12 protein-coding genes are annotated in these 15,621 nt (G+C 61.9%); 7 read left to right on the plus strand and 5 right to left on the minus strand.

Annotated features, from left to right (window positions below; genetic code table 11):
• Positions 1-141 precede the first annotated feature (141 nt).
• A complete protein-coding gene (gene pvdP, locus ACEN83_RS21565; protein ID WP_495578369.1) occupies positions 142-1,761 on the minus strand; it encodes a pyoverdine maturation tyrosinase PvdP in 1,620 nt (539 codons plus the stop codon).
• Between the two features lie 246 nt (positions 1,762-2,007).
• Between pvdP and pvdM the strand changes: the two genes are divergently transcribed.
• The 6 genes from pvdM (at position 2,008) to ACEN83_RS21595 (ending at position 11,884) form a co-directional block, all read left to right on the plus strand.
• On the plus strand, positions 2,008-3,357 hold the full coding sequence (pvdM, locus tag ACEN83_RS21570; protein WP_495578370.1) for a pyoverdine-tailoring dipeptidase-like protein PvdM: 1,350 nt from the start codon (positions 2,008-2,010) through the stop codon (positions 3,355-3,357).
• Between the two features lie 31 nt (positions 3,358-3,388).
• Positions 3,389-4,669 carry a pyoverdine-tailoring periplasmic protein PvdN gene (pvdN, locus tag ACEN83_RS21575; protein ID WP_495578371.1) on the plus strand — a complete coding sequence of 427 codons (1,281 nt, stop codon included), beginning with the start codon at positions 3,389-3,391 and terminating at the stop codon, positions 4,667-4,669.
• Between the two features lie 29 nt (positions 4,670-4,698).
• On the plus strand, positions 4,699-5,571 hold the full coding sequence (gene pvdO / locus ACEN83_RS21580) for a dihydropyoverdine dehydrogenase (protein ID WP_495578372.1): 873 nt from the start codon (positions 4,699-4,701) through the stop codon (positions 5,569-5,571).
• 191 nt (positions 5,572-5,762) lie between these two features.
• Positions 5,763-7,412: a cyclic peptide export ABC transporter gene (locus ACEN83_RS21585; protein ID WP_495578373.1), complete on the plus strand. Its 1,650-nt coding sequence runs from the start codon at positions 5,763-5,765 to the stop codon at positions 7,410-7,412.
• A gap of 129 nt (positions 7,413-7,541) precedes the next feature.
• Entirely contained in the window at positions 7,542-9,959 is a 2,418-nt protein-coding gene (locus ACEN83_RS21590) for a TonB-dependent siderophore receptor (protein WP_495578374.1), read from the plus strand.
• 311 nt (positions 9,960-10,270) lie between these two features.
• Complete coding sequence (locus ACEN83_RS21595; protein WP_495578375.1) at positions 10,271-11,884, plus strand: diguanylate cyclase; 1,614 nt, start codon at positions 10,271-10,273, stop codon at positions 11,882-11,884.
• A 41-nt stretch (positions 11,885-11,925) separates the two neighbouring features.
• On the opposite strand, the gene ACEN83_RS21600 is transcribed toward ACEN83_RS21595, so the two are convergent.
• The 3 genes from ACEN83_RS21600 to ACEN83_RS21610 form a co-directional block, all read right to left on the minus strand.
• On the minus strand, positions 11,926-12,204 hold the full coding sequence (locus ACEN83_RS21600) for a hypothetical protein (protein WP_495578376.1): 279 nt from the start codon (positions 12,202-12,204) through the stop codon (positions 11,926-11,928).
• Positions 12,205-12,293: 89 nt separating this feature from the next.
• The gene (locus ACEN83_RS21605) at positions 12,294-12,800 is read right to left on the minus strand and encodes a PaaI family thioesterase (RefSeq protein WP_495578377.1); all 507 of its coding nucleotides are present in this window, start codon (positions 12,798-12,800) and stop codon (positions 12,294-12,296) included.
• A gap of 197 nt (positions 12,801-12,997) precedes the next feature.
• Positions 12,998-13,531, minus strand: coding sequence for a hypothetical protein (locus ACEN83_RS21610; protein WP_495578378.1), 534 nt, complete (start codon positions 13,529-13,531; stop codon positions 12,998-13,000).
• Between the two features lie 508 nt (positions 13,532-14,039).
• On the opposite strand from ACEN83_RS21610, the gene ACEN83_RS21615 reads away from it, so the two are divergent.
• A complete protein-coding gene (locus tag ACEN83_RS21615; RefSeq protein ID WP_495578379.1) occupies positions 14,040-14,387 on the plus strand; it encodes a DUF6124 family protein in 348 nt (115 codons plus the stop codon).
• Positions 14,388-14,600: 213 nt separating this feature from the next.
• Here ACEN83_RS21615 and ACEN83_RS21620 read toward each other — a convergent pair whose 3' ends face one another.
• Entirely contained in the window at positions 14,601-15,566 is a 966-nt protein-coding gene (locus ACEN83_RS21620; RefSeq protein ID WP_495578380.1) for an alpha/beta hydrolase, read from the minus strand.
• Positions 15,567-15,621 lie beyond the last annotated feature (55 nt).

Below are 15,621 nucleotides of genomic sequence, written 5' to 3' on the forward strand. Positions count from 1 at the left end.
GCGATCTTCTGCTTTCACGGCCGCTGCGTACGCCATCGCTGGCAAGCCAGCTCCCACAGGTTATGCGTCGTGCCCGGATCATGCGGCAAACACAAAACCTTGTGGGAGCTGGCTTGCCAGCGATTGAACGATAACGCGGTATCAAGCCTGAGATTGCTTAGCCTTCAGATTGCGCGCATACCACGGCCGCTGCGGCACCTTGCGGAACAAATCCTTCAGCTTCTTCTCGTCCTCGCCAAAGGTAATGCGCAACGCCAGCTTCATGGTTTCCGGGTCCATTTCCACTGACTTGCCCGCCTGCAACCCCGGCGTGGTGCTGCAGCCATGGGTGACCGGGCCGAGCCACGGGTCATCGATTTCGACCCAACGTCCCGGTGCAAACCAGGGCACGCCATTGACCTGCAGCCGACTGATCTGTCCCGGGTGGAAGCGCTCATGGGCGCGGAACCAGTCCTCCAGACGATCGTCGATCCAGCCGTGGAAATGCCAGAACACCGGGTTCACATGGGAGGAAAACGGGTCGCCGAGGAAGTCGTTTTCCGCGGCGAACCAGCGCGCGGAAAAGTCTGCCGGATCACGGGCAAACGGAACCGGCTGACCGTTGGACGGATCGCGCGGCACCGAAGCCCAGCGCATGTGCAGCCAGTCGTGCAGGCCCAGTTCAACCTCCGAGCCGAACTGGCCGAGGGTCAGCGTCGACAGGTAACGCGGATCACGGTAGCGCGATTCCCAGACCTGGAAATTGCTGTGGTACGTCTCGCCGGTCTTGATGTCACTGACCCATTGCGTGTACTCGTCATCGTCCTCGGCCAGCCAGGTCGGCGGCAACGCGGTGCCATCGTGGTTGTCGAAGTACCGGGCGAAGCCGGGCCGGTCCCGCGCCAGCTCCGGCTGCGGCAACGGGAAGTGCGTCCAGGACGGCAAGTCCTGCATCGAACGCGCCGTGCCGAGCATGTGCCGGTGCATGAAGAAAAAGTCCACCCCCGAACCGTTGCGATCCTTGCGCACACCTCGGCCATCGCGCTCCCTGTCTCGCGGACCGGGTTGCCAGCCGAGCCCGCGCAGGGCGCCGCGCTGGTCTTCGGACAGCTTGTGCCATTTGTCCCGGGAGGCATGCCAGAGCTGGTGGAACAAACGGTGCTGCGGCGATACCAGCCAGGCCAGCAGGGTCGGATTGAGGCCGCTGCGTTCGCGCGCTTCAGGGAACACCCGCTTGACGGCAATGAAGCGATTGTCCTGGGCCGTCAGCATCAGCGGGCGCTTGAGGTCCAGCACACGCCCGCTGAGACTGCCGCTGCCGGCGTTAGCGAAACCGGCCCAGACCTCATCCAGGGTCATGTCGAATTCGTACTCGCAACAGCCGCTGGCACCCAGCAGCCGCCAACCGAGCTGCTTCGGGTTGGCCCCGGACAGATCGCCGAGCACCCGGTAACGGGGCTCCTCGGCAGAGCGCAAACGCTCGGCGGTGTCGAGGAAACCGACGACGCCACGACCTTTGTGAGCGATGTCGAGAAAGACCTCCAGTCCCTCCAGGGGCAAGCCTTCGAGACCGGCGTCACGACCTTCGAACCGAATCTGCCAGACCCCGCGCAAGGCGTCCGCCAACCGTTGGCCGGCCACGTCCGCCACGTCGAACGAGGCTTCGTCCGGGGTAATCGTCGGGTCCGGTTTGGTCAGTTCGCGATGCCCGTAGTAGACCGCAGGCACGGCGGCACCGGTCAGCGCCAGACCCGCGAGGAACCATCGTCGAGAAATCGTCATTGCCCTACCTGTGTCAGCCATGGAGCAGGCTTTATCCAAGCTAGAACGATTGTTGCATCCGGAAATTTATGGCGCGCCCAAAAGATCGCAGCCTTCGGCAGCTCCTACATGGGACCCACCTGTAGGAGCTGCCGAAGGCTGCGATCTTTTGGGAGCAACCTAAATTCCATGGCCAGCCACTCGTTCCCCCCAGATAGCAAAGGCCCCCGCGCCTGCCCCCCGACGGCGAACCTGACTGAGACGGCAATGACAAAACCACGTTCGAAAAAGGCTCTTTTCATCGGCTTGCCGCTGGCCCTGGCGATCAGCGCGGGGGCAGGCTTCGGGGCTTGGGACTACTGGTTCAGGGACAATCCCGGCTACCCGGTGAAGGTGATGAAACAGGCCGATCAACTGCAGGAGCGTATCCTCTCGTTCGACAGCCACATCACCGTACCGATGGACTTCGGCACCGCCGGCAACGAAGTCGACAAGGACGGCGAAGGCCAGTTCGACCTGGTCAAGACCGGACGCGGGCGCCTGTCCGGGGCGGCGCTGACGATTTTCGGCTGGCCGGAAATCTGGAACGGCCCCAACGCGCCCCATCGCCCGACCGCCGGCTTCGTCGACGAGGCCCGACACGAACAGGAAACCCGCTACAAGATCATCAGCGCGATGGTGCGTGACTTCCCCCATCAAGTCGCCATCGCCTACACCCCCGACGACTTCCGTCGCCTGCACGGCGAAGGCAAGTTCGCGATCTTCATCAGCATGCTCAACGCCTACCCGCTGGGCAATGACCTCAACGCCCTGGACAAGTGGGCGGCGCGCGGCATGCGCATGTTCGGCTTCAGCTACGTGGGCAACAACGCCTGGGCCGACTCGTCGCGGCCGCTGCCGTTCTTCAATGACTCGCGGGACGCCCTCGGCGGGCTGTCGGACATCGGCAAGCTAGCGGTGCAGCGTCTCAACGACCTGGGCGTGATCATCGATGTGTCGCAGATGTCGACCAAGGCCCTGGAGCAGGTCGCGCACCTGAGCCGCACGCCGATGGTCGCCTCGCACTCGGCGCCGCGCGCCCTGGTGGACATCCCGCGCAACCTCAGCGATGGGGAAATGCAGTTGATCAAGAACAGCGGCGGCGTGGTGCAGATTGTCGGTTTCCCGACCTACATCCGCCCGTTGAGCCAGGCCACCCAGGACAAGCTCAACGACCTGCGCGCGCGCTTCGACCTGCAACCGCTGCAAGGCCTGGAGATGGCGCTGATGCCGGGTGACCCGGTGATCACCGTCTGGCCCGAGCAGCGTTTCGGCGAGTACGCCAGCCAGCTCTATTCGATCCTTGACGAAGAACCCAAGGCCAGCCTCAAGGATTACGGCGACGCGATCGATTACGCCGTGAAAAAAATCGGCATCGACCACGTCGGCATCAGTTCCGACTTCAACGATGGCGGCGGCCTCGACGGCTGGAAAGACGTCAGCGAAGCCCGCAACGTGACCGCCGAACTGATCAGCCGCGGCTACAGCGAGGCCGACATCGCCAAGCTCTGGGGCGGCAATTTCCTGCGGGTCTGGGACCAGGTGCAAAAGTCCTCCCGGCCCGTGGTCCAGAACTGATTATTTCCTTTTGCCAAAGCGAACCGAATCCATGACCAACCGTCGTTCATTCCTCAAGCAGGCCGGCATTCTGGCGGCCGGCATTCCCCTGGCCTCGGCCGTGAACCTGCCGGCACTGGCCGCTGCCCCGGCACCCTTGCCCAAGGACAAATGGGACCAGTTGCGTCAACTGTTCACGCAGGACCCGAACTACCTGCACTTCGCCAACTTCCTGGTGACCTCGCACCCGCGTCCGGTGCGTGAAGCCATCGAGATGCACCGCGCCAACCTCGATCGCAACCCAGGCCTGGCCATGGACTGGCATCGCGGTGAAACCGAACGCCGCGAAGAAGAGGTGCGCGTCTGGGCCGGGCGCTATTTGAAAGCCAAACCGTCGCAGATCGCCCTGACCGGCAGCACCACCGAAGGCCTGGCGATGATCTACGCCGGCATCCACGTGCGCCCGGACCAGGAAATCCTCACCAGCGAACACGAGCACTACGCCGCCAACAGCGTGTTCGAATACCGTACCCAGAAGGACGGCACCCAGGTTCGCAAGATCAAATTGTTCGAAGATCCGTACAAGGTCTCGACCGCCGAAGTGCTGGCCGCGATTGAGCGCAACATTCGCCCCGAGACCCGCGTACTGGGCATGACCTGGGTGCACTCCGGCAGCGGCGTGAAGCTGCCCATCGGCGAGATCGGCAAACTGGTGGAAGAGAAAAACCGTGGCCGCGAGGACAAGGACCGCATTCTCTACGTAATCGATGGCGTCCACGGCTTCGGCGTGGAGAACCTCGACTTCCCGGACATGCACTGCGATTTCTTCATCGCCGGCACCCACAAATGGATGTTCGGCCCACGGGGCACCGGGATCATCTGCGCCCGTTCCGACGAGCTCAAGGACGTGACCCCGACCATCCCGACCTTCTCCGAAGCCACGCAGTTTTCCACGGTGATGACCTACGGCGGCTATCACTCGTTCGAACACCGCTGGGCATTGACCGAAGCCTTCAAGTTGCACCTGGACCTGGGCAAGGCCGAGGTCGCGGCACGCATCCATGACATCAACAGCTACCTGAAAAAACGCTTGCAGCAGCACCCGTCGGTGGAACTGGTCACGCCCCTGTCACCGGAATATTCCGCCGGTTTCACCTTCTTCCGCATCAAGAACCGCGACTGCGAAGAAGTCGCCAATTACCTGATGGATCAGCGCGTGGTGTGCGATGCCGTGGACCGTGATGTCGGGCCGATCATTCGAGTGTCGCCGGGGTTGCTCAATACCCAGGCGCACATCGACAGATTGATGGAACTGCTGGCCAGCCGGCTCTGACCCACCGATTTCAAGCAGCGAGAACCTCTATGAAAAGCCCCCTCAAAAACCTCGGCGCCCTGATGCTGCTGGGATTGCTCGGCAGTACCGTGCCAGGCCTGGCCCAGGCGTATACGGCGCCATTACCGGGTAAAGTCTTCAAGGATTGTCGTGACTGCCCGGAAATGGTGGTGCTGCCCGCCGGCACCTTCACCATGGGCACCCCGGACGACGAAGTCGGCCGCGAGCCTGATGAAGGCCCGATGCATGAGGTGACGTTCGACAAACCGTTCGCCATGAGCCGTTACCAGATCACCGCCGGCGAATGGAACCAATACATGAAGGAAACCGGCATCACCCTGCCCGACGGCGACACCCGCCCCGGCCGCGCGTGCAGCAACGGCAAGCCGAGCTACCCCCAGGGCCCGCGCCAGCCGGCGGTGTGCATGAACTTCGCCGAGGTCAGCGCCTACGTCGCCTGGTTGTCGATGAAAACCGGCCAGCACTACCACATCGTCAGCGAAGCCCAGCGCGAGTACGCAGCCCGTGGCGGATCGACGGGCTCGTTCCCCTTCCCGTTCGACCCCGGCACCGAGTACAGCATCGCCACCCACGCCAACACCTACGGCCCGACCGACGGCTACAGCTACAGTTCGCCGGTCGGCAGCTACCCAGCGAATGCCTTTGGCCTGTACGACATGCACGGCAACGTCTACGAGTGGATCGCCGACTGCTATCACCCGGACTACGTCGGCGCGCCCACCGACGGCAGCGCCTGGACCGAGCCCGACTGCGACACCCTGCGCATCCGTGGCAACGACTGGGGCGAAGCACCGGTGTTTTCCCGTTCGGGCAACCGCAACGACATCGACCCGCAGACCCGTGGTGACTGGATCGGATTCCGTGTAGTACGCAGTCTCTAACCTCCCCCCACACCTTGTGGGAGCGGGCTTGCTCGCGAAGGCGTCGTGTCAGCCAACATCAACTTTTCTGAGCCACCGCCTTCGCGAGCAAGCCCGCTCCCACAGGTTTTGTGTCGCCCACCATATAAATTAAGCCCCCCATCAGACGTTCTACTGGGTATCTGCCTCAAGACCCAAGGAACCCTCTGCTCATGACCCAGCCAACGCGCGGTGCAATTCATGAATTGTTCAGCCTCCTGAAACCGTTCCGGCTCGTCGTCAGTCTGTCGATCCTCCTGGGCATGGTCGGCGGCCTGAGCGTGACGGTGCTGCTGGCCACCATCAACAACGCACTGCATTCGCCGGACGGCCTGACCCAGGGCGTGGTCGCGCTGTTCGGCGGCCTGTGCCTGCTGGCCCTGGGCAGTTCGATCTGCTCGGACATCGGCACCAACTACGTCGGCCAGCACATCATTGCCAAACTGCGCAAAGAGCTGGGGGAAAAAGTGCTGTCGGCGCCCATCGAGCAGATCGAGCGCTACCGCAGCCACCGACTGATCCCGGTGCTGACCCACGACGTCGATACCATCAGCGACTTCGCCTTCGCCTTCGCGCCGCTCGCCATTTCCCTGACCGTGACCCTCGGCTGCATGGGTTACCTGGCGATGCTGTCGTGGCCGATGTTCCTGATGATGGTGCTGGCGATTGCCATCGGCACCGGTATCCAGTTCTACGCGCAAGGCAAGGGTATCCAGGGGTTCATGGCCGCCCGCGACGCCGAAGACGAATTGCAGAAGCACTACAACGCCATTGCCGGCGGCGCCAAGGAATTGCGCATCCACCGTCCGCGCCGCCAGCGCATGTTCGTCAAGGGCATCCAGGGCACCGCCGATTTCATCTGCGACACCCAGGTACGTTCGATCAACACCTTCGTGATCGCCAAGACCCTCGGCTCGATGCTGTTCTTCGTGGTCATCGGCCTGGCGCTGGCCCTGCAATCCTTCTGGCCCAGCGCCGACCAAGCGGTGATGAGCGGATTCGTGCTGGTGCTGCTGTACATGAAAGGCCCGATCGAGCACCTGGTCAGCACCTTGCCGATCGTGAGTCGGGCGCGCATCGCCTTTCGCCGCATCGCCGAACTGTCGAGCCGGTTTTCCTCGCCGGAACCGCACCTGCTGCTCAACGACCCAGGCACCCCGCCGGCCGTGGTCGACAGCCTGCAACTGAACAACGTCAGCTACGCCTTCCCCGCCGCGCCGGGCAGCGACGCGTTTCGCCTCGGCCCGGTGAACCTGAGCATCGCGCAAGGCGACATCATTTTCATCGTCGGCGAAAACGGCTGCGGCAAGACCACGCTGATCAAGTTGCTGCTGGGCCTCTACGCCCCGCAACACGGCGAAATCCTGCTCAACGGCCAAGGCATCGATGCGCACAATCGAGACGACTACCGCCAGTTGTTCACCACGATCTTTGCCGACTACTACCTGTTCGATGACGTGGTGCAGGGTGACCAGCACATCCCCGAAGATGCCAATGCCTACCTGCAACGCCTGGAAATTGCGCACAAGGTCAGCGTCAGGGACGGCAGTTTCACCACCACCGACCTGTCCACCGGCCAGCGCAAGCGCCTGGCCCTGGTCAATGCCTGGCTGGAAGAACGCCCGGTGCTGGTGTTCGACGAATGGGCCGCCGACCAGGACCCGACCTTCCGCCGCATCTTCTACACCGAGCTGCTACCGGACCTCAAACGCCTGGGCAAGACCATCATCGTCATCTCCCACGACGACCGTTATTTCGACATGGCCGATCAACTGGTGCGCATGGAATCGGGCCGGGTCGTCACCGAGCGCGCGACCGCCTGACAGCGGTGGTTGCACGCAGGTTGTTGTTTTTTTGAAGTTTGTTTTCCGGTTTAGGCAAAGCGGTACGTCTAATAATAATTATCATTAACTAAAAAAAACTGCACACCCCCTTCTGGAGCGATTCGAGCAATGCAAAGCCTTACTCTGTCCCGCGCACCCTTGGCATTAGCCATCGATCGGCAAAAGAAATTCCGAACTGTCGTACCGGGCGCGCTGTTGACCCTGTTGCTGCTGGGTACTTCCCAGGTCGAAGCGGCCCCGGTAAACGTCAACGTGCCGGCCCAGTCGCTGGCCAGTGCATTGCGCGAACTGGGCCAGCAGACCAACCTGCAGATTCTCTACAGCCAGGACATGGTCAACGGCATCAAGTCCACGGCGGTGTCCGGCAACATGGAACCGGAACAGGCACTGAAAACCTTGCTGCTGGGGAGCGGCATCAATTTTCAGTTGAATGGCAACACCGTGTCGCTGGTGCCGGCGGTCGGTGACTCCAGTGCATTGCAGCTGGGTGCGACGTCCATCACCGGCGTGGCGTTGGGGCCGACCACCGAAGGCACGCACTCCTACACCAGCGATGAAGTGACCATCGGCAAAGGCAATATCAAGGTCAAGGACATCCCGCAGTCGGTGTCCGTCGTCACGCGCCAGCGCATGGACGACCAGAACATGAACAGCCTGCAGGACGCCATGCGCCAGGTCACCGGCGTGACCATCAAGACCTACAACTCCGGTTCCAGCCTCAACGACGTCTACATGCGCGGCTTCCTCGTCGACCAGGTGCAGGTCGACGGCGTCTCGCAACCCACCGGCCAGGGCGACATGGCCACCAGTTTCGACCTGGCGATGTACGACCGCATCGAAGTGCTGCGCGGTCCGTCGGGCCTGTACCAGGGCGCGGGTGAACCCGGCGGTACGATCAACGTGGTGCGCAAGCGCGCCCTGGGCAAATTCGCCCTCGGTGGCGAACTGGCCGCTGGCTCCTACGATCACTACCGCTCCATGGTCGACGTCACCGGCCCACTGAACGACCAGGGCACCGTGCGCGGCCGCTTCATCACCGCCTACGAGAACAACCAGTCCTTCGTCGACTACGCGCAGAACGAACGCCCGATGGTCTACGGTCGCCTGGAATTCGACCTCGACCCGGCCACCACCCTGTCGGTCGGCGGCGCTTACCAGAAGAACAACTCCACCCCGGCGTTCGGCTTGCCGGCCTACGCCGATGGCTCGTTGCTGGACGTTCCGCGCTCGACCTTCGTCGACGCCAAGTGGAACACCCTGAACGAGAAGGTCTGGGAATCCTTTGCCGAAGTTGATCACGAACTGGACAACGGCGGTCAATTCAAGACCACCCTGACCTACCGCGATGCCGAAACCCCGGAGCGTAACTTCACCTGGGCCGACGGCGCGGTCGACCCGGCCACCGGTGACAGCTGGGCCGTGGCCTACGACTACTACACCCACATCAAGACCATCGGTGTCGACAGCTTCGTCACCACGCCCTTCGAGTTCGCCGATCGCCGCCACGAGTTCACCCTGGGCGCCGAGTACCAGCACCTGGACAAGGACTTCACCTACGGCGGCGGCGAGTACTTCCCGATCAACGTGTGGGATCCGGGCAGCATCGACATTCCCCGCAACGACTATGCGCACGTCAACGGCAACTGGTCCAAGTCCGACCAGTACGGGGTCTATACCCGTGCCAAGTTCAACGTCACCGACTGGCTCGATGTCATCGGCGGCAGCCGTGTGACCTGGTACGAAGCCGACGCGAAGAACGCCAACGCCTTCTTCAACAACTTCGGCGAAGCCCACACCAGCATCAACCGCAAGGTCGTGCCGTACGGTGCCATCATCGGCAAGATTACCCCGGAACTGTCGACCTACTTCAGCTACACCGGCGTGTTCAAACCGCAGAGCGAAATCGGTACGGACGGCGAGCCGGTCGGCCCGCGCGAAGGCAAGCAGTACGAGATCGGCCTCAAGCGCGAGTTCTACGACGGTCGCCTGAACGCCAGCCTCGCGGCCTTTCGCATCTACGATGAAAACCGCGCCGAATACGACAACAACTCCGGTGCCTACATGACCGAAGGCAAGGCACGCAGCGAGGGTTGGGAAACCGAACTGAGCGGCAACCTGACCGAAAACTGGAGCATCGTCACCGGTTACGCCTACACCTCCACCAAGTTCCTGGACGGCGACGCGGCCAACAAAGGCAAGACATTCAGCACCATCACGCCCAAGCACAACTTCAACCTGTGGACCAAGTACGAGTTCACCGACGGTCCGCTCAAGGACTTCAGCGTCGGCGGTGGCGTGCGGGCGGTCAGCGACACCTACTACCAGCGAGACGTGAAGTTCCAGCAAGGCGGCTTTGCGATCACCACGGCGCAGGTCGGCTACAAGTTCAACGAAAACCTGTCGTCGACACTCACCGCCAACAACCTGTTCGACCGCAAGTACTACGACCGCGTCGATGCGTCCTGGGGCACCAACTTCTACGGCGACCCGCGCACCGTGACCCTGAGCCTGCGCGCGCAGTACTGATTGCCGGGTCCCTTAAGGGATTGACCAGCGCCGATCACCTGTGGCGAGGGAGCTTGCTCCCGCTGGGTCGCGAAGCGGCCCCAAAAAATGGGCCTGCTGCGCAGTCCAGCGGGAGCAAGCTCCCTCGCCACAAGCAAGCTCCCTCGCCACAGGATCAGGGTCAAGATCAGGGTCTGGACTCGACTGATCGGCATCAGCCGCAAGGACCCGATTCTGTTTTCTGTGGCGTGCATGTGACAACTCGGCGCTCTCTGCCTATCCTGCAAGGCAGTCTTTGCCCCCCCTCACAGCACACCATTCACGGATCGAAAATGACGACGCCAGCGGATGACCCCAACAGCGCCATCAACCAGCAAGGTAGCCGCGCGAGGCTGTCCAGGCCCCTGCCCATCGACCTGCGAGGGCTGATTCTTTTCTTCGTCCTGCTGTCAGTCCTCGCGACATTGTGCAACAGCCTCTACGTCGCTTACCGGGTGCAGCGTCAGTCCCTGATCCATACGACGCTTGAGGCCAACGCAGCCTATGCCGCAAAAGTCGCTTCCAGCATCGGTGAGTTCCTGAATTCGGCGCACAGTCGCTTGAACTACAGCGCCACGGCCCTCGGCCAGCACTGGAACGACCCCGAAGTGCTGCGCAAAGAAGCCATCCGCCTGCAAGCCCAGGATGCCGACTTCAACTCCATTGCCATTGTGGATGCGGCAGGCAAAGTCCTGCAGGCCTATCCGGATACCTCGCAGATTGTCGGCGCCACATTGACGTCGGAGGGCATCCAGCAGGCGCTCAAGGAACGTCGTCCAGCGGTCAGCGCCGCTTACGTTTCCGCGGCGGGCAACCTGGTGGTGTTCATTTCACAACCGGTTTTCAACCCCTCAGGGGCGTTCCTCGGCGTCGTCGGCGGCTCGGTCTACCTGCTCAAGCAAAGCACCTTTCATACGATCATCAGCCGTCACTTCCATCACGAAGGGACCTTTGCGTTCATCGCCGATGGCAATCGGCGGCTGCTGTATCACCCGGACCAGAAGCGCATCGGTGAGGTCCTGGGCTGGAGCCTGACGGTCGATGCGGCCTTGCGCGGCGAACGTGGCTCCCTGGAAGGCCCGAACTACAAAGGTGTGCCCATGCTCGCCGGTTTTGCCCAGGTGCCGGACGCCAACTGGGCGGTTGTCGCGCAACAACCCCGGGACCTCAGCCTGGCGCCGCTGGGACAACTCATGCGCGACATGGTCCTGGACATGATCCCTGCCGGGCTGTTGGGGCTGGGGCTGATTTTGCTCGGGACCACCCTGATCGCCCGCCCGTTGCGCCAGTTATCGGCCGCCGCCGACCAGTTGGCCGCCCCGCAAACGACCGAGCAACTGCGGCAAGTCCATGCCTGGTACCGCGACGCATCGGCCATTCGCCAGGCCATGCTGACCGGTGTGCAGTTGCTCCAGCAAAAGCTTGGCCAGCTCAGCCACGAAGCGCAAAGCGATCCCCTGACCGGCCTGGCCAATCGAAGGGCCATGGGCGGCGTACTGGATCTGCTGGCAAAAACCGGGCAAGCCTATTCGGTGCTGGCGCTGGATATCGATCACTTCAAAAAGGTCAACGACACCTTCGGGCATGACGCCGGTGACGTGGCCCTGAAAGAGGTCGCCGGCATACTCAAGCAGAACTCCCGGACCGGCGACCTCGCCTGCCGCGCCGGTGGTGAAGAGTTCGCGCTGATCCTTCCGGATACGCCGCTGGATACCGCCAGGGTCATTGCCGAGCGGATACGCGAGCACATCGCACAGACCGAGGTGCCGCAGGTTGGAAAGCTGACGATGTCCATCGGCGTGGCTTGCCGGAGTGCGGACACCCCAATGCCCGAAAGCGTACTGAAACTGGCCGATGAACGTCTCTATCTGGCCAAGCAGAGCGGGCGCAACCGGGTGATGGCGTAGACGTCGCGTAATGGCCGGGACAAACCGGTCGATTCAGGCCGTCACCGCGTGGGTTCGTTTTCTTCGTCCGTCGAACCACTTGAGGTCGCGGCATCCTTTTCCGTCGCTTGCGAATCGGCGCCGGAGTTTGAGCCCGCAGCCTCCTCGCCCTTCTTGTCGGCCTTCTCGTCTTTGGCTTCAGCAACCTGCGGCTGGTTGATGCCAGGCACGGCAGCAGGCGGAACAGCGGAACCCGCCGTCGCGTTCTCGGCGACCAGCGCAAAAAAAGAGCCCGTCGACAGCAGACCCGCAGCCATGAGTGCGAGCATTTTCCTGTTCATTATTTGGGTCTCCCCGGTGAGGTATAAACCTTGGAAGACCCGATATCGGGAAAGGTGCTGGCTCGCTGACGAACGGTGAGGCGCCGGGGTCAGGAGCCGACCTTGTTGTCGTGCGCGGCGGTCCGGAGTTGCTCGGTATCGACGCGGACAAACGTGGAGTCCCCGACAGCGGTCAGCACGTCCCCGGCGAACACCTCACAGATGACGCGACTTTTGCGCCCGACCTCACCCTCGACTCTTGCCCGCAATGTCAGACGTACGCCCATGGGGGTAGGCTTGCTGTACTTGATGCCCAGGTTACCGGTGACGCAGGTGACGTGGGGCAAACTGCCCACTTCGCGCTGTTCGGCGCGGTAGTGATAAGCCATCGCGGCCCAGTTGGAGTGGCAATCGACCAGCATCGCGATCAAACCGCCGTAAACCAGACCCGGCCAGCCGCAATACTTGTCATCGGGCATATGCTCGGCCATGACATGCACCCCGTCTTCATGCCAGAAGCTCTTGATGTGCAGCCCGTGCGGGTTCTGGCTGCCGCAGCCATAACAAACGCCTTCAGGCGCGGCGATGTCTTGAAGCGAAATGTCCTGCGTGGTCATGGCGTGTTCATCCTAAGTAGCAGATGGTTCAAAGCGGGTCAGGTCGCAGCGGATCGCAACGGCTGATCAATAAGGAGGAGCCGTTTTTCTCTTTCCCGGCGGGCGTGAACGGCGGGTAGCATCGGGCCGATGTCGATATTACATAGCCGATACACGATGCGGAAGATAGCTCGGCAACCCCGTCCGTGGCTTGAGAACTACTCCCTCAAGCGTGAAAATTGCTGAACCACAAACGCCCCCACGGTGACCGCGCAGGCTACCCACGCACACGCCACCTGCCAATGCCTGAAAGGGCCGATTACATCCCCCATCAGGAAACCGGTCGAAAGCAAAAACATAAACAATGAAATGGCCGCCAGGATGACGCGTGGAATCGCCATTACCCACCGCCACCAGGCTCCGGGTACAAAGCGCCGCGCCCCCCAACGAGTCAACACGGTCAGCCCCGCCAGCAAAGGGGCAAAAATAATCAGCAGCAGCGGAAAGATGTAGAGCGTCAACGTGAGTTCGACTTCTCCGCCATCCTCGCCGGGCGTGTAGAAACCTTCCATCCAGATGTCCTTGCACAGGGCTGCGGTGAGATAAATGACAGCGACTGGGGCGATGGGGAATATCAGGCAACTGATGAGGTTTTTTCTAAGATCCGACATTGAATCGTCCTTGGTTTTTTTCAGCACGCTGATGGGCTGGATGCAGCCATCAACCGGGCAACAGGTTTCATGTAAGAACAATCCTTGTCGTGCAAATCGGGCGGTGAATTTAGCAGTTTTTTTCAGATCGTAAGGGCTGTACTTCCCACGGCCAACCGCAAACTTTCGTAGGACGCTTCCTGCCGACTCCGGGGAATTCAACGCTCTTTGATAAGGCATAACAGCAGATTAAGACCCACTCGATAGCGCCTGTTTAAGCGGCCTACAGGTTACTTCATGAAAGCCACAACGCCTTGCGTCGTTGCCTACATGTACGCCAGAATCCGCCGGCTTGTGCGCCTTGGGAGTCGTCGGTAACTTGATTCGGGTCACTGATTTCCAGTGATCGGGTTTAGTAGCCCGGCCAAGGTAAGAGCGGTCGCATGAGTATCATCAGTCAGGTATTCGCCTGTGCTTGATGGTGGCTGTGCGCATGGCGTCCTCGGGCGCGCCGGTTTTTGCTTACCTCACCGGTCTACTAACTTGCGCACAGCTGCCACCCCTTCGTTTAGTAGCGAACTGGTGCGGCCCTCTTTGAAGGTAAGTATCTATGTTCAAAGTTACTCCGAATCCGCCGGACACCGACCCGACCTCCCCACACGAAAGTCCCGAATCAAAACAATCCCATGAAGCCGCCGAGCGCGCCTTCGATCCAGGCCCCGGCATCATGGCCACCCCGCGCGCACCCAGCACCTTGTTCATCGTCAATCCCGAACTCAGTACCGAAACCCTGCTGGTGCACGCCTGTGAGTCGCTGGCGTCGGCCAATGTCATGGCCAACGATCTGGTGGATCATTTGCAGGGGACGAGTCGCCATGCGCTGTTGGGGATTGCGCAGGTGATCATGCTGGGGGAACTGGCGGTGAATCGGGCGCTGGATCGGCTGGATCCGCCTTAGTCGCCGCCGTCGTTGCAGTGACTGGGCTTTCTGTGGCGAGGGGGCTTGCCCCCGTTGGGTCGCGTAGCGGCCCCAAAACCAGCGATCGCGGTTCTTCAGGCATACCGCGTTGTTCGGGTTTACGGCTGCTGCGCAGCCGAACGGGGGCAAGCCCCCTCGCCACAAAAGCCCTCTCGCCATAGGTTTCATCAGGGTAAGCCCCGTCGTCGCAAGTCAGCCTAGGCTCTCGCTGATCTGCGCCGCCAGTTGCACCAGCATCCCCGGCACTTCCTGGACCATCTCGCCCATGCGCGCAAAGTCGTGGGTCATGCCGGCCTTCACCTCCAGCACCAGGGGTTGCCCCGCGGCCCGCAGTTTTTCGGCCCAGGCCAGGCCTTCATCGAGCAATGGATCGTACTCGGCCAGCCACAGCACCGTCAGCGTCAGGCGTTCCAGGCCTTCGGCGTACAGCGGTGAAAAACGCCAGTCGGCACGATCCGCTTCGCTGCGTTGGTATTGCTGGTAGAACCATTCCAGCGTGGTGGCTTCCAGCAGATAGCCTTCGGCGAATCGCTCCAGGGACGGGCGTTTTTTTACCGCGTCGATCACCGGGTACAGCAACACTTGCAGGCGCGGCACCAGCGGCCATCCCAGCGGGTCCTGGGCCATGGCGATGCACAGCGATGCCACCAGGCTGCCGCCGACGCTGTCCCCTGCCAGCGCTATGCGCCTCGCGTCCAGTCCCAAGGCTTGAGCGCCGGTAATAGCCAGCCAGCGCGTCACGTCTTCGGCATCGTTGTAAGCGGTGGGGAAACGGTGTTCCGGCGCCAGTCGATAATCCGCCGACAACACGGCAAATTCCCCCGCCAGCGCCAGACGCCGGCACAGGGTGTCGTGGGAATCGAGGCTGCCCACCACGTAGCCGCCGCCATGGAAGTACAACAACACCGGGCGCGGCTCGTTGTGCGGTTGCGGTTTGGCGTACAGCCGCGCATTGAGCACATGCCCGTCCCGCGCTGGAAGGCTGACCGCCGTCACCGTCAATGCGCCCATCGGGGTGGCATCGAGCAACTGCGATGTCTGTTCGAATTGCTGCCGGGCTTCGCCAGGCGACAGCTCATGCATGGGTTGGCTTTTGCCGCTGAGGCGGCCGAACTCGGCCAGTTCCAGAAAACCTTCGATGTCCGGGTGCAGTGCCATGGGCGGTAGTCTCCAAAAATAAAAAAAGCTCGCCCAATAAACGAACGGTGAGGGT

The sequence above is a fragment of the Pseudomonas sp. Pseusp49 genome, from assembly GCF_059491875.1.

Bases quoted from the DNA above. Each gene is read 5' to 3' on its own strand.
- pvdP (WP_495578369.1), bottom strand. From the start codon at position 1,761: ATGACGATTTCTCGACGATGGTTCCTCGCGGGTCTGGCGCTGACCGGT.
- pvdM (WP_495578370.1), top strand. From the start codon at position 2,008: ATGACAAAACCACGTTCGAAAAAGGCTCTTTTCATCGGCTTGCCGCTG.
- pvdN (WP_495578371.1), top strand. From the start codon at position 3,389: ATGACCAACCGTCGTTCATTCCTCAAGCAGGCCGGCATTCTGGCGGCC.
- pvdO (WP_495578372.1), top strand. From the start codon at position 4,699: ATGAAAAGCCCCCTCAAAAACCTCGGCGCCCTGATGCTGCTGGGATTG.
- ACEN83_RS21585 (WP_495578373.1), top strand. From the start codon at position 5,763: ATGACCCAGCCAACGCGCGGTGCAATTCATGAATTGTTCAGCCTCCTG.
- ACEN83_RS21590 (WP_495578374.1), top strand. From the start codon at position 7,542: ATGCAAAGCCTTACTCTGTCCCGCGCACCCTTGGCATTAGCCATCGAT.
- ACEN83_RS21595 (WP_495578375.1), top strand. From the start codon at position 10,271: ATGACGACGCCAGCGGATGACCCCAACAGCGCCATCAACCAGCAAGGT.
- ACEN83_RS21600 (WP_495578376.1), bottom strand. From the start codon at position 12,204: ATGAACAGGAAAATGCTCGCACTCATGGCTGCGGGTCTGCTGTCGACG.
- ACEN83_RS21605 (WP_495578377.1), bottom strand. From the start codon at position 12,800: ATGACCACGCAGGACATTTCGCTTCAAGACATCGCCGCGCCTGAAGGC.
- ACEN83_RS21615 (WP_495578379.1), top strand. From the start codon at position 14,040: ATGTTCAAAGTTACTCCGAATCCGCCGGACACCGACCCGACCTCCCCA.
- ACEN83_RS21620 (WP_495578380.1), bottom strand. From the start codon at position 15,566: ATGGCACTGCACCCGGACATCGAAGGTTTTCTGGAACTGGCCGAGTTC.